This window comes from Metabacillus sediminilitoris, from assembly GCF_009720625.1.
Lineage (GTDB): Bacteria > Bacillota > Bacilli > Bacillales > Bacillaceae > Metabacillus > Metabacillus sediminilitoris.
The window spans coordinates 3,164,156-3,182,171 of sequence record NZ_CP046266.1 but is presented as its reverse complement, the minus strand read 5'-3'; the positions used below and the strand labels follow the sequence as shown (position 1 = coordinate 3,182,171).

Annotated in this window: 15 protein-coding genes and 1 riboswitch; of the genes, 10 read left to right on the top strand and 5 right to left on the bottom strand. The window is 35.1% G+C overall.

Going from position 1 to position 18,016, the window contains the following annotated elements; translation table 11 throughout:
* Window positions 1-58: 58 nt before the first annotated feature.
* The 3 genes from GMB29_RS15055 (at window position 59) to GMB29_RS15045 (ending at window position 3,517) form a co-directional block, all read left to right on the top strand.
* Window positions 59-922, top strand: a complete 864-nt coding sequence (locus GMB29_RS15055) for a carbohydrate ABC transporter permease (protein ID WP_136356702.1) — start codon at window positions 59-61, stop codon at window positions 920-922.
* A 2-nt stretch (window positions 923-924) separates the two neighbouring features.
* Window positions 925-1,743 carry a carbohydrate ABC transporter permease gene (locus GMB29_RS15050; protein WP_211091272.1) on the top strand — a complete coding sequence of 273 codons (819 nt, stop codon included), beginning with the start codon at window positions 925-927 and terminating at the stop codon, window positions 1,741-1,743.
* Window positions 1,744-1,810: 67 nt separating this feature from the next.
* The gene (locus tag GMB29_RS15045; protein WP_136356698.1) at window positions 1,811-3,517 is read left to right on the top strand and encodes a glycoside hydrolase family 13 protein; all 1,707 of its coding nucleotides are present in this window, start codon (window positions 1,811-1,813) and stop codon (window positions 3,515-3,517) included.
* A gap of 219 nt (window positions 3,518-3,736) precedes the next feature.
* On the opposite strand, the gene GMB29_RS15040 is transcribed toward GMB29_RS15045, so the two are convergent.
* Entirely contained in the window at window positions 3,737-5,560 is a 1,824-nt protein-coding gene (locus GMB29_RS15040; protein WP_227551751.1) for a DNA ligase D, read from the bottom strand.
* Between the two features lie 113 nt (window positions 5,561-5,673).
* Here GMB29_RS15040 and GMB29_RS15035 point away from each other — a divergent pair, with 113 nt between their 5' ends.
* The gene (locus GMB29_RS15035) at window positions 5,674-6,201 is read left to right on the top strand and encodes a D-glycero-alpha-D-manno-heptose-1,7-bisphosphate 7-phosphatase (protein WP_136356694.1); all 528 of its coding nucleotides are present in this window, start codon (window positions 5,674-5,676) and stop codon (window positions 6,199-6,201) included.
* Window positions 6,202-6,335: 134 nt separating this feature from the next.
* Here GMB29_RS15035 and ku read toward each other — a convergent pair whose 3' ends face one another.
* Together ku and GMB29_RS15025 are read right to left on the bottom strand one after the other, a co-directional pair.
* Window positions 6,336-7,226 (bottom strand): non-homologous end joining protein Ku, encoded by an 891-nt coding sequence (gene ku / locus GMB29_RS15030; protein ID WP_136356692.1) that lies wholly within the window; start codon window positions 7,224-7,226, stop codon window positions 6,336-6,338.
* A 237-nt stretch (window positions 7,227-7,463) separates the two neighbouring features.
* Complete coding sequence (locus GMB29_RS15025) at window positions 7,464-8,243, bottom strand: undecaprenyl-diphosphate phosphatase (RefSeq protein ID WP_136356691.1); 780 nt, start codon at window positions 8,241-8,243, stop codon at window positions 7,464-7,466.
* A gap of 171 nt (window positions 8,244-8,414) precedes the next feature.
* Window positions 8,415-8,527: riboswitch (yybP-ykoY riboswitch) on the top strand.
* A gap of 92 nt (window positions 8,528-8,619) precedes the next feature.
* On the opposite strand from GMB29_RS15025, the gene GMB29_RS15020 reads away from it, so the two are divergent.
* The 3 genes from GMB29_RS15020 to GMB29_RS15010 all read left to right on the top strand — a co-directional run bounded on the left by GMB29_RS15020 (window position 8,620) and on the right by GMB29_RS15010 (window position 12,011).
* Window positions 8,620-9,414, top strand: a complete 795-nt coding sequence (locus GMB29_RS15020) for a TerC family protein (protein ID WP_136356690.1) — start codon at window positions 8,620-8,622, stop codon at window positions 9,412-9,414.
* Window positions 9,415-10,065: 651 nt separating this feature from the next.
* Complete coding sequence (gene sigI / locus GMB29_RS15015; protein ID WP_136356689.1) at window positions 10,066-10,812, top strand: RNA polymerase sigma factor SigI; 747 nt, start codon at window positions 10,066-10,068, stop codon at window positions 10,810-10,812.
* Window positions 10,809-12,011: an anti-sigma-I factor RsgI family protein gene (locus GMB29_RS15010; RefSeq protein ID WP_136356688.1), complete on the top strand. Its 1,203-nt coding sequence runs from the start codon at window positions 10,809-10,811 to the stop codon at window positions 12,009-12,011. The genes sigI and GMB29_RS15010 overlap by 4 nt, the downstream gene beginning before the upstream one ends.
* A gap of 62 nt (window positions 12,012-12,073) precedes the next feature.
* Here GMB29_RS15010 and GMB29_RS15005 read toward each other — a convergent pair whose 3' ends face one another.
* Window positions 12,074-12,274 carry an alpha/beta-type small acid-soluble spore protein gene (locus tag GMB29_RS15005; protein WP_136356687.1) on the bottom strand — a complete coding sequence of 67 codons (201 nt, stop codon included), beginning with the start codon at window positions 12,272-12,274 and terminating at the stop codon, window positions 12,074-12,076.
* A 145-nt stretch (window positions 12,275-12,419) separates the two neighbouring features.
* Window positions 12,420-13,118, bottom strand: a complete 699-nt coding sequence (locus GMB29_RS15000) for a DUF1836 domain-containing protein (RefSeq protein ID WP_319941366.1) — start codon at window positions 13,116-13,118, stop codon at window positions 12,420-12,422.
* Window positions 13,119-13,326: 208 nt separating this feature from the next.
* On the opposite strand from GMB29_RS15000, the gene htpX reads away from it, so the two are divergent.
* The 3 genes from htpX to GMB29_RS14985 all read left to right on the top strand — a co-directional run bounded on the left by htpX (window position 13,327) and on the right by GMB29_RS14985 (window position 18,009).
* Window positions 13,327-14,205: a protease HtpX gene (gene htpX, locus GMB29_RS14995; protein WP_136356685.1), complete on the top strand. Its 879-nt coding sequence runs from the start codon at window positions 13,327-13,329 to the stop codon at window positions 14,203-14,205.
* 335 nt (window positions 14,206-14,540) lie between these two features.
* Window positions 14,541-15,890 (top strand): TrkH family potassium uptake protein, encoded by a 1,350-nt coding sequence (locus tag GMB29_RS14990; RefSeq protein ID WP_136356684.1) that lies wholly within the window; start codon window positions 14,541-14,543, stop codon window positions 15,888-15,890.
* Window positions 15,891-15,993: 103 nt separating this feature from the next.
* Window positions 15,994-18,009: a penicillin-binding transpeptidase domain-containing protein gene (locus GMB29_RS14985; RefSeq protein ID WP_136356683.1), complete on the top strand. Its 2,016-nt coding sequence runs from the start codon at window positions 15,994-15,996 to the stop codon at window positions 18,007-18,009.
* The last annotated feature ends 7 nt before the right edge of the window (window positions 18,010-18,016 follow it).

Here is an 18,016-nt window from a genome sequence, read left to right as displayed (position 1 = left end):
ATGCTCAAGTTATGTTTAATAAGAGTTCATGTATTTGTTTATAAAAGGAGAGGTTATGATGAAAAAGAAAAATTCCGTATTTCTAACGATCGCTATTCCCGCTTTACTTCTTTTCTTCATTTTCCACACATATCCGACCCTCCAAGGGATTTTCTACAGCTTTACTGATTGGAAAGGGTATGGAAATTGGGATTTTGTAGGATTGAAAAATTATTTAAATGTTTTTAAGGACGATCGTGCACTTGATGCATATGGATTTACATTTAAATTCGCCATTATTTCCACAATACTAGTTAATATCTTTAGCTTACTAGTAGCGATGGGATTAAATTCAAAAATAAAATTTCAAAAGACGCTGCGTGCGATCTATTTTCTTCCATATATACTTAGTATTTTAATAGTTGGTTTTATCTTTAGTTTTATTTTCACACATTTCCTTCCAGGGATTGGAGAAAGCTTAGGAATTGAAGCACTTTCGAAAAATATTTTAGGAGATCCAAAGCTTGCTTGGATTGGAATTGTTGTCGTAGCCGTTTGGCAGTCAGTTGCCTTTAATACGATTCTCTATCTAGCTGGCCTTGTCACAATTTCAGAAGACTTATATGAAGCTGCAAGCATTGATGGGGCAGGAATTTGGACAAAGTTTTGGAAAATAACCTTCCCGTTAATTGCGCCGTTTTTCACGATTAATATGGTATTAGCAATGAAGGGCTTTTTAATGGTGTTCGATCAAATCGTTGCCCTGACTGGCGGAGGACCTGGTAAATCAACAGAATCTATCTCTCTATTAATTTATCGTGGCGGTTTCGAAGGTGGAGAGTTTGCCTACCAATCGGCAAATGCTGTTATCTACTTTGTCGTCATTGTTATCATATCTGTTGTTCAGCTTAAATTCTTAGAAAAACGAGAGGCGGAAAACTAATGATGAATAAAAAAACAAATTGGCCTGTTACCACTCTCTTAATTTTAGGTTCTTTACTTATTTTGCTGCCATTGTACTTAACGATTACAATCGCAATTAAAACACCACAAGAAATGGCAGGAAATTTATTATCCCTGCCAAAATCTTGGTCATTTGATAATTTTACACAAGCAATTGAAATGACAAATTTCTTTAGTGCTCTTGGAAACACTGTATTTATTACATTCTTTGTTGTGATTTTTACGGTACTTACGAACTCACTAGTAGCATATGCTATTGCACGTAATATGCACAAAAAATTCTATAAACTATTATTCTATTATTTTGTTAGTGCCATGTTTATTCCCTTTCCTATCATCATGTTACCGCTTGTAAAACAAACAAGTGCATGGGGAATGGATAATCTAGTTGGATTAATAATACTATATGTTGTTTTCAACTTATCTTTTAACACGTTTATTTATGTTGGATATATCCGCTCAATTCCAAAAGAATTAGAAGAAGCAGCTGTTATCGATGGAGCTAGTACATGGGGTGTTTTCTGGAAAGTTATTTTCCCGCTATTAGCACCAATGAATGCAACAGTAGCTATTATTACCTGCCTTGGCGCTTGGAATGATTTCATGCTTCCACTCGTTTTATTAAGTGACAGAGATATGGCAACATTACCGCTTGTTCAGTACATTTTCCAATCACAGTTCAGTACAGATTATAATCTTGCCTTTGCTTCTTATTTAATGGCATTAGCACCAATGATTATCGTATACATTTTTGCGCAAAAATGGATTATTAGCGGTGTCATGAAGGGATCGATTAAGTAAAGAATGAAGCATCAGATTAGCCTCTGGATTCAAAAAAATGGGACTAACCCTAAAAGGAGTCATAACGATGGAAAAAACATGGTGGAAAGAAAGTGTCATCTACCAAATTTACCCGAGAAGCTTTAATGATAGTAATGGCGATGGCATTGGTGATTTAAAAGGAATAACGGAAAAGCTTGATTACTTAAAGGACCTTGGCATTGATGTCATCTGGCTTTCACCTGTATACAAATCACCGAATGATGATAACGGATATGATATTAGTGACTATCAAGATATTATGGATGAGTTCGGAACAATGCAAGACTGGGAAGAGTTATTACAAGAAATCCATCATCGCGGAATGAGGTTGATTATGGATTTAGTTGTAAACCATTCATCAGATGAGCATGCATGGTTTGTTGAATCAAGAAAATCAAAGGATAACCCATACCGTGACTACTATATTTGGCGTCCAGGTAAAGATGGTCACGAACCAAATAATTGGGAATCAGCATTCAGTGGTTCAACTTGGGAATATGATGAAGCGACTAATGAGTATTTCCTTCATATCTTTAGTAAAAAACAACCTGATCTTAACTGGGAAAACCCAAAACTTCGTGATGAAGTGTATAAGATGATGACATGGTGGCTAGATAAAGGGATCGATGGTTTCCGTATGGATGTCATTAATTTCATATCGAAAGTTACAGGGTTACCTGATGCACCTAACCCCAACGGTAAAAAATATGCATCAGGTTCAGAATTCTTTATGAATGGACCAAGAATCCATGAATTTTTACACGAGATGAACGAGAATGTACTTTCCAAATATGACATCATCACAGTCGGTGAAATGCCAGGTGCAACAGTTGAAGATGCAAAACATTATACTGGTCATGATCGTGAAGAATTAAACATGGTCTTTACATTTGAACATATGGATCTTGATTCTGGTCCAAATGGTAAATGGGATTTAAAGAAGCTTAACCTACTTGATCTAAAGGATAATATTTCAAAATGGCAAACCGGCTTAAATGGAGAAGGCTGGAACAGCTTATATTTAAATAATCATGATCAGCCCCGTATGGTTTCGCGCTTTGGTAATGATAAAGAGTATCGTGTGGAATCTGCGAAAATGCTTGTAACATTCCTTCACATGCTGCAAGGTACGCCATATGTGTATCAAGGTGAAGAAATCGGGATGACAAATGTCCGCTTTGATTCAATTGAGGATTATAAAGATATCGAAATTTTGAATATGTATCATGAAAAGGTTATTGAAGGTAATGAGGATCTGTCAAAGGTAATGGAGTCGATTTATGTAAAAGGCCGTGACAATGCAAGAACTCCATTTCAATGGGATGAAAGCGAGCATGCTGGCTTTACAACAGGTGAACCATGGCTTAGAGTAAATCCAAATTACAAAGAAATCAATGCAAAACAAGCAGTGAATGATACAAATTCGATCTATCATTATTATAAAAAAATCATTCAACTTAGAAAAAATCACACAATTATTGTTTATGGTGATTATGAGTTACTTTTACCAGACCATGAAACCATTTTTGCTTACACGCGTTCATATGAAAATCAAAAACTTTTAGTCGTGACAAACTTTAGCAGGGAATCAGCACCATTTACGTTACCTGCACATGTTGAACTAAATACACCTGAGTTATTAATTAGTAATTATGAGGTTGCAGCTGATGATATCACTTCATTTGACTTACGCCCATTTGAAGCAAGAGTGTACAAAAGCAAAATAAGATATGGGAAGCTTCCATTAAAGTAGAACCCATTGCCAAAGCCAGCCCTTTCTGTAAGTGATGAAAACAACATGGCTAATGTTTTAAAATCTTGACAAAAGAGAATACAAGATGAACAAACAATTAATTATTTCAATTGATGAAAACCCTAAACAGGTGTCAGCTGGTACAATCGACTTACAATCAGACGAAGCACGAATTTATTCTATTGATAAACGTTAAAATAGGAGGGACCTGACACCAACTTATGTTGAAGTCAGGTCCCTTATTAATGTTCGCAATGTTTCATCTTGTGGTGATGTAAAGTACTGTTTGAATGGACATCCAATCGATTTGGAACGTGTAAGAACATGGTCGATCGTAAATTGTTCAACGGAAAGTTTTTCATTTACTTCCTCCCAAAATAATGGAGCTGCAATATAGGCTCCTTCTTTTTTTCCTCGAAGTGAATAAGGAGCAATGATTGTTTTTCCTTCTGCATGCTGGATATAATCAATATACAATCGATTTCCACGATTTTTTTTCATCCGTTCGATTGTAAAATCATCGGGAAAGCTTGTAACTAGGAATTCAGCTATAAATGATGTAAACACTCGAGTTTCCTCATAGCTAAGTGAATTATTTGTAAGTGGAATATGAATTTGTAAACCTTTATTACCAGAAAGTTTTGGAAAGGTTTGCAGCTGAAATTGATCAAAGACTTTTTTCATTTCTGTTGCTGCTTTCACAGCTAGCGAAAAATATTCTCTAGATGGTGGATCAAGATCAAAAACAATTTCAGTTGGATGTGCTGTGTCAATCGTTTGAAAAGGGATATGAAATTCAAAAGCTAATTGATTTCCTAACCAAAGTAAAGTCGATAAATCATTACAAATAATATAATCAATGTCCTCATGTTTTGTCGTTTTGATAAAGTCTGGTGCATAATCTGGGCAATTTTTCTGATAAAACGCTTCACCGAACATGCCATGAGGAAAGCGAATGACAGTTAATAAACGATCTTGTAAAAAAGGGAGCATAAACGGCGCTATTTGAAATAGATAACTAATAAAATGCTCTTTAATGAGGTGTGTAGTTTCCCATAATGGTTTGTCAGGATGAGTAATTATCACTTCTTTATGGATGGGCGCAGTCGATAGTAAAAGGTGATCCCATGTACACTCACCAACTTGTTTATCAAAACGAAAGGCTAAAAAGGATGGTTCGCGCAGCTGTTCTTTATATAAGGATAAAAATTGTAATTCAACAACGATTGCAGGGCCAATCTCGATAAAGTCAGTTGTTTCACGATTCTTGTTTTCTTTGACAATTTTAATTAATGCTTCACGTTCCTCACTTGAAATCCCATGTGAAAAAACTCCAGCCGGAATCATGTTGTCATCATGAAAAACGCCAACATGAAAATAACCATTTTTCTTGTCATAGCCGGTAATAAAAAAGCATGCCTGCTTATAATTTTTAATTTTTAGCCATTGTTTTGTACGAACACCTGATTCCCATTTGCTTTTTACTTGTTTTGCAATCAACCCTTCGCCATTATCGAGTCTCATCTCGTCCCACAATGTTGTATAATGGGTTGAAGATGGAACATACTGTAAAAGATTAGGATGTAATGGGTCAACATTTGTCGGCAGTTTTACTGTTTCGAAAAACTTTTTGAGCTTATTCTTCCTCGTTTTTAAAGGCTCTGATTGGATGGATTCTCCGTTTATTTCAAGAAGATCAAATGCTAAAAATTTACATGGGAATTCAGTTGAAGCCTTTACAATATTCTCGTTATTCTTTAAGCGTCCTCTCACTTGCAGCTGCTCGAAATTAGAAAAATGCTTTGAAGTGAGATAAACAATTTCTCCATCTAGTGTAAGGGGTAAGTGCGGCTCTAATTTATGCTGAATACCTTTTATTTCATTGATGATTTCAGGAAAGGTGTCATTCAAAGGTTTTTCATTTCGACTCATTAAATCGATACTTATATCATGTATCGTTAAAATTGCACGAAAACCATCATATTTCGTTTCATACACCCAATCAGGACCAATGGGGATTTCACTATGTAAAGTCGGAAGCATCGGTTTCAACTATGTCACCACTTTTTAAAAGATTGTTAATCATTTTCCCATTTCTTCTTTTCCTACTATTAATATGGACAGAAATACGTGAATCATGAAAGGAAGCGATAAAAATGCAAAAAGCAGTTTTTCTTGATCGTGATGGAGTCATTAATGAAGTGTTAAGTAAACGAGTGAAGTTTGTAAATAGACCAGAACAGCTTTATTTGTTAGAAGGTGTTGCAGAAGGTATTAAATTATTGAATGATAGCGGCTTTTTAGTATTTGTTGTGACAAATCAAGGTGGCGTCGGCCTTGGGTTTATGAAGGAAGAAATGCTGATTACCATTCATGAAAAAATGAAAAAGGACATTGCCAAGGCCGGGGGAAAAATTGACGATATTAGCTATTGTCCACATAAACCGCATGCAGGGTGTGCTTGTAGAAAGCCAGAACCTGAAATGTTACATCAATTGGCTAAAAAACATCAAGTGGATTTAAAAGAAAGCTATATGATTGGCGATAGGGATGTCGATATTTTTGCTGGAAAAAAGGCAGGAACAAAAACAATCTTAATAGGTGATCAGGAAGGACTAGCTGATAACCGTTTCTCGTCACTATACGAGGCAGCACAATGGCTGGCACAGGAAAAGGTAAAATAATGTAAAATGGAACACTTAATGAACAGGAAAGAAACTGTGATTAAGTGTTTTTTCACTTGTAAAGGAGTGTGGGGAACGGTTGACGATCAAAGAAGTGTGCTAAGCTCTCGTTAGAACTTAACACACCATCTTTTTTACGCCTTTTTCCGTACTGTTTTTGTCTTTTTAGCTAATGTTGTTGGCGCAGCGGCTTTCTCCTTTGTTGCAGGAGTCGCAACTTTAGCTGGTTTTGCTTTTGTTTTTCCTTGAGGTTTTTTCGTTTTTTCAATACTTGCTTGCAATGCACTCATTAAATCAACAACATTTTGACGAGGTGCTGCTTCTGTTGGTGTTTTACCTTCATCTTGGTTTACTTTGCGCTCGATTAATTCCTGTAAAGCGAGGCGGTAATCATCTTTATACTTTTCTGGATCAAAGGTTGTCGTTAATTGATCAATTAACATAATCGCCGTTTCCAGCTCTTTTGATCCGACCTCGACTTGTTCTGGAACACTTGGTACTTCTTTTACATTTCTTACTTCATCCGGATAATGAACGGTTTCCATCACTATACAATTTTGATAGACTCGAACCATTGCAAGCTGTTGTTTCGAACGGATGGTGATTTGAGCAATTCCTATTTTCCCTGATTGATTTAAAGCTTCACGAAGTAATCCATAGGCTTTTCCGCCATTTTCACCTGGTCCAAGAAAGTAAGAGCGGTTAAAGTATATAGGATCAATATCCTCCATTTTGACAAAATCGATGATTTCAACAGTTTTATCCTCGTGCTCATCCTTTAATTCCTGAAGCTCTTCATCAGAAAGGACAACATATTTCCCTTTCACATATTCATACCCTTTGACGATTTCATCTGTCTGTACTTCTTCATCACAATTCGGACATTTTTTTTCATATTGAATAGGTGTGTGGCATTTTTTATGAAGCGTTCTAAGTTTTATATCTTTATCTTCCGTTGCAGCATATAACTTAATCGGAATGTTAACAAGACCAAAGCTAATTGAGCCTTTCCACATCGTATGCATACGATTCCCTGCTTTCGTTGAATGTATTTTCCTTTTAGTATGTAGCATAAGCCTCTAAAACTTTTTCATGAGTAGTAATACATTCCAAAAAAGCTGAAAGGAAGAGTTCCACAAAAAAGAATGTTTTAAAGGGTAAAATTAGGTTGATTCTTTAATAAACAAGCAAAATGGCCTTCATCAAAGAGATGAAAGCCAAAATTCTGTAAATGAACGAGCATCGTGTCTTCATAGCAACTTTTAAAAAATCCGTAGCCATTGCAAACCAATTATGACTCCGCCAAGAATCCATACATATATGGCAAATATTTTTAAAGACTTCCTTTTTACAAAGGAGATCATGAATCTTACTGCTATGTAACCAAAAAACGCAGAGGCTAAGGTTGCGATAAACATAGATAGAAAACTAATTTGTGGAACATTGCCTGATGCAACATCTTTCAGCTGAAAAATGACGCCGCCACAAATTGCTGGTATTGATAATAAAAATGAAAAATACGCTGCTGCTTCTTTGTCCATTTTTCGAATGAGTGCACCAACAATTGTCATACCTGATCTAGAAATAGCAGGGAAAATCGCGAATGCTTGAAAGCTCCCAATAAAAAATGAGTCGAAGAGAGAAAGGTCGTCTATTTTTTTTGCACCATTTTTAATGGAATCAGCAAACCATAAAAATACTCCGGTGACAAGAAATTCCCAGCCAATTGTTACTCCCGTTTTTGAAATATCATCAAAGAAATCACTAAACAATACTCCTGCGATGACAGCTGGAATTGTCCCGACAATCAACAATAAAGTTAACCGACTGAACGGTTTTTTGACCAACTTTATGACGATGTCCTTGTAAAAGACAAGCAGAGCAATAAGTGTACCAATGTGAAGCATTGTATCTAAAAATAAGCCAGCTTCTTCTAACCCAAAAAGTTTCCGTCCAAGATAAAGATGTCCAGTGCTGCTAATTGGTATAAATTCAGTTAATCCTTGAATGACACCTAATATAAATGCCTGAAGCCAATCCATCCTCGTAAAACCTCCTCTAAAAACAATGGTTGTCTGTATTCATGAATATGTGATATCCATCGTATTGTAGAACTTTTTGAGTGAAAAAGAAAAACACCTAATTATGAAAAAATAAAATTTATTTATTGACAATAACTTGAAATGCCTTGTAAGATTAAAGTAACTTAATATTCTTCCTTCAAAGGGGAGTAGCGTTCAGGGTAAAACCTGAAAACAAAGTCGTCATTTCATGGATATCTATCCATCGGCTTTGTTGGCATGATCGGATCTTTACAAACATGCTCAGCAAGACCTTTGCCGTCGTTGGCATAGGTCTTTTTTTGTTTCCTATTGCTAACGGTATAAGGAAAATAACATTAGCATAGGAGGAGAAATCATGGAGGTTTCGATCTTGTTCGAGTATGGTTGGGTGCTGCTTGTCCTTATTGGGTTAGAAGGTATTTTAGCAGCTGATAATGCCCTTGTGATGGCTGTAATGGTTAAGCATTTGCCAGATGAAAAGCGGAAAAAAGCATTATTTTATGGGTTAGCTGGTGCATTTCTTTTACGTTTTGGTGCGTTATTTTTAATTTCGTTCTTAGTAAACGTTTGGCAGGTTCAAGCAATTGGGGCGATTTATCTTCTTTACATTTCGATCAACCATATTGTTAAGAAGTTTCTATTAAAGAAAGGTGAACATAAACAAAAAGCGAAAAAAGAGTCAGGCTTTTGGGGAACTGTACTGAAAGTTGAGCTTGCAGATCTTGCGTTTGCGGTTGACTCCATTTTAGCTGCTGTTGCATTAGCCGTTACATTACCAGCAACAAATCTTCCAGTTATCGGTGGTCTAGATGGAGGTCAATTCCTTGTGGTGTTAGCTGGCGGTATTATTGGAATTGTGATCATGCGATTTGCAGCAACCTATTTTGTAAAGCTTCTTAAGAAAAAACCGAACCTTGAAACTGCGGCATTTGTCATTGTTGGTTGGGTTGGTGTGAAATTAGCATTATATACATTGGCACATCCAGATATGAATATTGTATCTAAACACTTTATTGAATCTCCAACATGGAAGATTATATTCTGGATCGTCCTGGCAGCAATAGCTGTATGCGGCTGGTTCTTTTCAAAAGAAGGTGAAGGACTAGAAGAGAAGAGTGATCAATCATTTAGAAATGTTGAAAATCAATAGTAATAAAAGCGGTAGATCATTTTCAATGGTCCGCCGCTTTTTTATATCCAGTTTTGAGGAAGTATCACACTTTTTCATCAACTTGATTTGTAGATGTGAAAATGATTTTGAATTGATTTAAGTGACAATGTGGCGTTCTAACTATTGAAAATTCGCTGCAAAATCAAAGAGAACAAAGAAAATCATCCAAAGAAAATTTTGCTTTATGACATTTATGTAACAAAACGTAAATCAATATACCTAATTTCATCTTTTTAATAATTATTTATATCCTACACCCTTAATAAGAAAAGTTGCTTCGAAACAATGTAATTGAAGCATACAAATGAAGAGCAAGAGATGAAGGTGGTATTTTTAAAAATTCCAGAAAAAGACGAAAAATAGAAGTTGTAACTTGAAAAGAAGCAATATAAAATTTGTTTTGTTTTGTTCAATTTCATTTTTGATTACATCATTCCTATAAGGTGACTAGCTGTATATTTATGTAAAATGTCCTTGTGTGTATATTAGGACTAAAGTCTATATTTTTGTAACAATTGTCTTCAATTTGTAGAAAACAGAAAGATTTTTTCATATTTCTTCCTTTGCTAACCCTATTTAATTTAGCTATGATAGACAAAGTAATATAGGGGAAACAGAGGTGAACCACAGGTGCTAAGCCTTTTGTTTAAATTAGGTAAGAAAAAACAAACACTTGAAGATACCGTTCTTTTAATCCAAAAAGGTGACAAGGATTTACAGAACCAACTAATTGAACAATATAAACCATTCGTTGCAAAAACAGTTTCATCTGTTTGCAAACGATATATAAATGAAAATGATGATGAATTTAGTATCGGCTTAATCGCATTCAATGATGCAATTGAAAAATATTCAACAGATAAAGGTAGTTCGTTATTTGCTTTTGCTGAACTCGTAATAAAACGTAAGGTCATCGATTATATTCGTAAGGAAGCTCGAAAACCGTACACCCTTAATCTTGATTTACAGGAGCATGAAGAAGGCGACTTCTCACAAAGCAAAATTGAGTCTGATTTATCGATTGAAGAATATACAAAATTGATCGAGCAAGAACAGAGAAAAGAAGAAATAGCTTATTTTCAACATCGTTTAAAGGATTTTAAATTAACATTTGCTGAAATTGTTGAACAATCTCCAAAACATTTTGATGCAAGACAAAACGCAATCTTAGTTGCAACAAAATTGATTGAAGATGACGAATTAAGGGAATTTCTTTTCCATAAGAAGCAACTTCCAGTAAAACAGCTTGAAGCAAAAGTAGCAGTAAGTAGGAAAACGATTGAGAGAAATAGAAAATACATTATTGCAATGGCCATTATTCTCTCAGGTGAGTTCCTCTATTTAAAAGAATATATTAAAGGGGTGCTACATTCATGAAAAGAGGGGTCGTCGTAGAATCAAATGATGACTTTGTAACACTGCTCACCCCAGATGGGCAATTTATAAAAAGGAAAAATAAAGAGGGCAAGTATGAATTAGGGGAAGAAATTTCATTTATAGCTTCTATAGAAAACCGTGAAGAGGCTGCAACTAGAACGAGAACAAAAAGGCGATCTTTTACGAATTATCTTAGTTTACGTGTAGGTGCTTTATCTGCAATTGCCATTATGTTTATTATGTTTATTATGTTTACATTCCTACCGTTTTTTAACAATGACAAAGTGTATGCCTATATGTCGATTGATATAAATCCTAGTTTTGAAATTGGAATAAACGAAGAGTTAAAAGTCATTTCTCTTGAGCCTTTAAATGAGGAAGCAGAAAGACTTATTGTAAAGCTCTCTGATTGGGAAAACAAACCATTCGATGAAATCGTTAACGCCATTGTTAAACAATCAGAAACAAATGGATATATTTATCCTGGAAAAGAAATTGTCATAACAACGGTTATCGATGAAGAAGATCAGGAAGTACAAACAAAGCTAGAAAAAGATATTGTCGAAATTCGTTCATCCTACGAAAACGAAGATATGATTGTGAAAACGATTGAATCAAATGTTGAAACAAGAGAAAAAGCTCTGAACCAAGGAATTTCTACAGGTAAGTACTTACAACTTCAAGATAAAGCAAAAGCTGCTGATGAACAACAAAATGAAGAAGTGACAGAGCCTGCAGTAAAAGAAGAGCAAACGGAAAAAAGTTCAACATCAACGAATCAAACAACTCAAGCACCAACTCCAGCTCCAGCTAATGTAAACCCACAGCCTGTACAGGAAAAGGAAACGGATACGAAAGCGAAGCTTCAAGAAACAAAAAAGAAACTACAAGAAAATGCTCAAAATTTGAACAACAACAAGACGAAACAACAAGCTAATCAGCAAACTAAACAAATAAAAGAAGATGAGAAACAAAACAAGCAAAATAATAGAAATAACAAAGATCAAAGTGACCGAGACGACGATGATCGAGACAGTAAATATGTTCAGAACAATGATCAATCTAAAAAGAACGATCGTGACGACTGGAATGATGATGACGATCGAAAAGAAGAAAATTGGGATGACGATAGACAAGAGAACAAGTGGAATGATGATCGAGATAAGGATGACAGGGATAGAGACAGAGATGATGATTAATCATTATTAAGATAATCCATGAAATTAAAAAGGCTGATCAATTGATCAGCCTTTTTGCCATATTATTCAGTTCTTTGACCATTTAATTGTGATTGAGCTTGTGCTACTAGTCGTTTTGTTATTTCTCCACCTACAGATCCATTTGATCGAGATACAGTATCTGATCCGAGCTGGACACCAAATTCTGCAGCAATCTCATATTTAACTTGATCCAGAGCTTGTTCGATTCCTGGTACAAGTAACTTATTTCTACTTCTAGACATCAAAAAACACCCCTTATCTAATTTTTAATAAACTGACATCATCTTAAGTATTCAAAAAGATCTGTGCGTTCTCACAAAAGGTAAGGTCAGCCTTATCCATAGAGTTTTCATACAAGGGGGGGTTCTATACTGGTAATCTTTAGAGTTATGGAAAAATCAAATGAGAATTCGTATTTAAATAAAGTTGTGTTCTTAATTGTAAATGTGTAGCTAAAACCGCTAAAATTGTAATGACTAAAACATTTTTAATTGGCTCCCATTGTTCTTGTGAAAGATCTGGAAATTGACGATTATATAAATGTACTTTTGAAATGATGTGATTTTCTAACTGACGATCATTTAGTGATAAAGATGAGGATTCATCCAATGAATCAAGTACTGTCGCATAAATCTCATAAAACGCAAGCGGACTCATAAAATCATCACTCCGATCAGACAATGTATTAAAAACCACGGATAGTAATTGCCGAATCTTTTCAAAATCAAAAACGGTTTTTAAGTCCTTCACAATTAAAAGCATTGCGACTTGTTCAATCGAATACTTTTTACCAAGCTCAGGAGCACCAATAAGGTCTTTGACATCCCGTTTAATCCAATTTTGAAGTGATGACGATGTAAGAGAAGTCAACTCACATAAGTTTGCTAGAGATACGATTTCATTTGTCGACAATCCATTTTCTTGATTGCTCCATTTTTTATTTCGCTTTAACAAAAAATGAGGGATCTGATTATTGTCACTTTGATAAGCTTCGAATCCTGCTAAAATAGCAGAAGGTTCTTGACCTTCACCTTTTAATGAATATAATAAATTTGTCATTTGTTTACGTGTTAATTGAAATTGCATGATGACACCTCATTTTTGGCTTAAATGTATATTATAAATCATCATATCGTGTAACTTCCAACATATGATAATAATAATTAGGACAGACTCCATTTCTTCATCATAAGTTCGTTCACTACAATCAATCAAATTGCTTGTAATAGTACAAATTAGTTTCTATTATTTTATTATAAAACAAGTTCATATGAACTTGAATATGGAGGTAATGATGGCTAAAAGAATTTTTCTTTTCATTTTGTCAAATATCCTTGTATTAACGACAATCGGCATCGTACTATCGCTCTTAAATGTTGCTCCATATCAGTCGTTAAATGGCAGCCTTGATCTTGTGAACTTACTCATATTTAGTGCAGTCGTTGGGTTTACAGGTTCATTTATGTCGCTTTTGATGTCTCGTTGGATGGCAAAAATGATGATGGGGGTAAAGGTTTTAAATCCTTCAGCGTCACTTTCTCCGGTTGAGCGTGATTTAGTTGATAGAGTACATCGGTTGTCAAGAGCTGCAGGATTAACGAAAATGCCTCAGGTTGGAATTTATCAGTCATCTGAAGTAAATGCCTTTGCTACTGGCCCTTCAAAACGTCGATCATTAGTCGCCGTTTCAACTGGTCTTTTACAAAATATGGATGATCATGCAATTGAGGGTGTTGTTGCACATGAGGTTGCCCATATTGCAAATGGTGATATGGTAACAATGACGTTATTACAAGGTATTGTTAATACATTTGTTGTGTTTCTATCACGTATTGCTGCTTGGTTTGTATCTCGTTTTGTAAAAGAAGAATTGGCACCTGTCGTTCATTTTATAGCAGTCATTGTTTTTCAATTGGTCTTCTCCATATTAGGAAGTCTTGTTGTGTTTGCCTTTTCTCGATATCGTGAATTTCATGCCGATCGAGGCGGAGCAGATATAGCAGGTAAGGACAAGATGATTCATGCCCTTCGTTCGTTAAAACAGTATACAAGCCGCGTTAATGATGATCAAGCATCATTATCAACATTGAAAATAAATAGTAGAAAAGGGCTGTCTTTATTTTCAACACACCCAGATTTAGATGATCGGATTAGCCGTTTAGAAGCGAAATAAAAAAGGATGAAGCAAATTTGCTTCATCCTTTTTTATGTTCTTTATTGATTATTATAGGTATTTCCTTTACAAAGGTCTGACTTCCGATATGAATGACAAAAATAGGTAAAGTATTTAGATGAAAGTCTATCTACAGATCTATGAAGGACATTTATTTTGAGCATAAATGATAAGATTCTTCAACATACCATTTAACATAGCTTATTATAAATTGAAAGATAAAATTATAATTAAATCAATGTTTTCGTTAAACCCCTTTTATTTTAATCGGTTTTTCTTTATGATAAAGTGAATGTTGTATGACAGCGAGTATTGACGATTGGAATGAATAGGAAATGGAAAAATGGAAATTACGTTTGCAATTATTAACACCGGTGCAATTAATTGTATCTTATTACTTCATTGCTGTTACTGTATCAGTCATTTTATTAAGTTTGCCCATTGCTCATAAACCAGGTGTTGAATGGACGTTCATAGATGGCTTATTTACAGCGGTAAGTGCAGTAAGTGTGACTGGACTTTCATCTATCTCCGTCGTTGATACGTTTAGTGTCCCTGGAATATTAATTCTTGCTTTTGTTTTGCAATTTGGCGGGATCGGTGTTATGACTCTCGCAACCTTTGTATGGTTGATTACAGGTAAAAAAATCGGGTTACGAGAACGGCAATTAATTATGAGAGATCAGAATCTAACAAGTTTATCCGGACTAGTAAATATGATTAAACAAATTATTATTTTAATCCTTCTTATTGAATTTTTAGGAGGAATGATTTTAGGAACTTATTTCCTTACCTATTTCGAAACATGGGAAGAAGCTTTTTTACATGGCTTTTTCTTATCAATTAGTGCTACAACAAATGGCGGTTTTGATCTTACAGGGCAATCATTAATCCCGTTTGCAGATGATTATTTTATTCAATTTATCGTCATGAGTTTAATTATCCTCGGGGCTATTGGATTCCCGGTATTAATCGAGGTAAAGAATTTCTTATTTTCAAAACAAAAAAGATATCGTTTTTCCTTGTTCTCAAAAATCACCTCAATTACGTTCTTTTCTCTTGTTATTGGAGGTACAATCCTAATTGCCTTTTTAGAGTATTCCTATTTTTATAAAGGTATGAGTTGGCACGAAATCTTTTTTTATTCGTTGTTCCAATCTACAACAACTAGAAGCGGCGGGATGGCAACATTGGATGTGAGTATGTATACGGAAACAACGCTTATCATCATGTGTGCAATGATGTTTATAGGAGCATCACCAAGTTCTGTTGGTGGAGGTATTCGAACAACTACCTTTGCGTTAAATCTATTATTTCTTTATCATTTCGCAAGAGGGAATAAATCAATAAAGATTTTTAAACGAGAACTTCACGAAGAGGATTTAAATAAATCAGTTGTTGTGACAATGATGGCAAGCATTATATGCTTTTTAGCTGTGTTTATCCTATCGATTACAGAACCATTTTCATTGCTGCAAATTATCTTTGAGGTTTGTTCAGCATTCGGGACGACAGGTCTTTCTATGGGGATAACACCTAATTTAAGCATAATCGGAAAAATAGTGATTATGATCTTAATGTTTATTGGTAGAATTGGTATCCTAACGTTTCTTTTCTTATTAGGGACGAAGGAGCGTAAGAAGGACAACTATCATTATCCGAAAGAAAGAGTAATTATTGGCTAATGCAGAGGATTGAGGTTCACATTTTAGAACTTCAATCTTTTTTATTACTAGTCTATTATCTGGTACAATATGTAAGGGTCGATATGTAAGGAGGGGGATATGAATGAAAAAATTAATGTTTGTTTTATTACTTATCATTTCAATGATGGTGCTAAGTGCCTGTACAGATAAACCGACAGCGAGTGACCGTTTTTCAAAATACATAGCACTTTGGAATGAGCAAAAATTCTCAGAGATGTATGACATGCTGACACCAGCTACAAAAGAAAAGATTACCCAAGAGGAATTTGTCCAACGTTATGCTGACATCTATGATGGAATTTCAGCTAAAAACCTTAAAGTAACATTCGAAAAGCCATCTGAAGAAGAACAAAAGGATAAACAGGATTCTGTTGTCTATCCATTTTCATTAAAGATGGATACAGTTGCAGGAGAGGTTGCTTTTGAGCAAGATGTAGAACTTAAAAAGGCGGAAATCGATAAAGAAGAAAATTGGTATATTACATGGTCCTCATCAATGATCTTTCCGCAGCTAAAAGATGGAGAAAAAGTAAGAGTTTCAAGTCAACCTGCGGTAAGAGGACAGATCTTTGACCAGAATGATAAAGGTCTTGCCGTTAATGGAGTTGCACATGAAATTGGCATTGTCCCGCAAAACATTCCTGAAAATCGAGAAGAAACGCTTGCAAAGGTTTCAACATTGCTTGGTTTAGAGCTCACAGAAATTGAAGCAAAATTAAATCAATCCTGGGTAAAACCAGATTTATTTGTACCAATTAAGAAAATTGATCCAATGAATACAAAACTTTTAGAACAACTAATGGCTATTCCTTCTATACAAAAGCAAGATGTGGAAGCTAGAGTTTACCCAGTAGGTGAAGCAGCAGCACATCTTACTGGGTACATTGGAAGCATAACAGCTGAACAATTAGAAGAGTTAGAAGACAAAGGATACAGCAGTCAGTCAATGATTGGAAAAGCTGGACTTGAACAGGTTTATGAAAGCCGCTTAAAAGGTGAAGCAGGCTCAAAAATTTATGTAAATGGGACAGATAAAGTCATAGCTGAAAAATCACCTGTCAATGGTGAGGATATTAAAATTACTGTTAATAGTGATCTTCAAACATCTCTTTATGAACAATTAAAAGGTGAACCAGGAACGGCCGTTGCCATCCACCCTAAAACAGGAGAGACGTTAGCGTTGGTAAGTAGCCCTTCCTATAATCCAAACGAATTTATTTATGGATTGTCGAAAGAAAAATATGATTCATTGGAGAAAAATCCTTTAAATCCAATGATGGCTAGATTTAATAAAACATTTTCACCAGGCTCATCACTAAAACCTGTAACTGCAGCAATCGGTTTAGAATCAGGCACTCTTAGTCCGGATCGTACAAAGGTTATTAAAGGGTTAACATGGCAAAAGGATAGTAGCTGGGGAAATTATTATGTGACACGTGTTTCAAGTAAAGTCGAAAATGTAAATTTAGAAAATGCTTTAATGTTTTCGGACAACATTTTCTTTGCACAATTAGCATTAGAGATTGGGCCTGATAAATTATCTGAAGGGTTAAAGAAGTTTGGATTTGAGGAAAAGATAGATTATTCTTTCCCAACTAATAAGTCGACCATTTCAACAGAAGGACTTAATAATGAACCGTTATTAGCAGATTCAGGCTATGGTCAAGGACAAATCCAAATGAGTCCTATCCATCTTGCTGCCACATACACACCATTCTTAAATGAAGGAAATATGATTAAACCATACCTGGAAGTAAATCCAGAAACGAACACCACTATATGGAAGGAGCAGGTAATAACACCTGAACATGCAGATTTACTTTTACAGGATTTAGTGAAGGTTGTACAAGATCCAAATGGAACAGCATATGACCCGCATATTCCAGGTCAACAGCTGGCAGGAAAAACAGGTACAGCTGAATTGAAGCAGTCAAAAGAGGATAAAGAAGGAAAAGAAAATGGCTGGTTTATTGGTGTAAATACAAATGATCCTCAGCTTTTAATAGCAATGATGATTGAGGATGTAAAAAATAAAGGCGGCAGCCACTATGTTGTTCCGAAAGTAAAGCAAGTGTTTAAAGAATTTATTTCAAATTAAAAAAGAA

Excerpts from the sequence above, each read along its gene's own strand:
- GMB29_RS15010 (WP_136356688.1), top strand. The coding sequence starts at position 10,809 with ATGAAAAGAGGGGTCGTCGTAGAATCAAATGATGACTTTGTAACACTG.
- GMB29_RS15045 (WP_136356698.1), top strand. The coding sequence starts at position 1,811 with ATGGAAAAAACATGGTGGAAAGAAAGTGTCATCTACCAAATTTACCCG.
- GMB29_RS15020 (WP_136356690.1), top strand. The coding sequence starts at position 8,620 with ATGGAGGTTTCGATCTTGTTCGAGTATGGTTGGGTGCTGCTTGTCCTT.
- GMB29_RS14990 (WP_136356684.1), top strand. The coding sequence starts at position 14,541 with ATGGAAAAATGGAAATTACGTTTGCAATTATTAACACCGGTGCAATTA.
- GMB29_RS15050 (WP_211091272.1), top strand. The coding sequence starts at position 925 with ATGAATAAAAAAACAAATTGGCCTGTTACCACTCTCTTAATTTTAGGT.
- GMB29_RS15025 (WP_136356691.1), bottom strand. The coding sequence starts at position 8,243 with ATGGATTGGCTTCAGGCATTTATATTAGGTGTCATTCAAGGATTAACT.
- GMB29_RS15005 (WP_136356687.1), bottom strand. The coding sequence starts at position 12,274 with ATGTCTAGAAGTAGAAATAAGTTACTTGTACCAGGAATCGAACAAGCT.
- GMB29_RS15040 (WP_227551751.1), bottom strand. The coding sequence starts at position 5,560 with ATGCTTCCGACTTTACATAGTGAAATCCCCATTGGTCCTGATTGGGTG.
- ku (WP_136356692.1), bottom strand. The coding sequence starts at position 7,226 with ATGCATACGATGTGGAAAGGCTCAATTAGCTTTGGTCTTGTTAACATT.
- GMB29_RS14985 (WP_136356683.1), top strand. The coding sequence starts at position 15,994 with ATGAAAAAATTAATGTTTGTTTTATTACTTATCATTTCAATGATGGTG.
- GMB29_RS15000 (WP_319941366.1), bottom strand. The coding sequence starts at position 13,118 with ATGCAATTTCAATTAACACGTAAACAAATGACAAATTTATTATATTCA.
- htpX (WP_136356685.1), top strand. The coding sequence starts at position 13,327 with ATGGCTAAAAGAATTTTTCTTTTCATTTTGTCAAATATCCTTGTATTA.
- GMB29_RS15055 (WP_136356702.1), top strand. The coding sequence starts at position 59 with ATGAAAAAGAAAAATTCCGTATTTCTAACGATCGCTATTCCCGCTTTA.
- GMB29_RS15035 (WP_136356694.1), top strand. The coding sequence starts at position 5,674 with ATGCAAAAAGCAGTTTTTCTTGATCGTGATGGAGTCATTAATGAAGTG.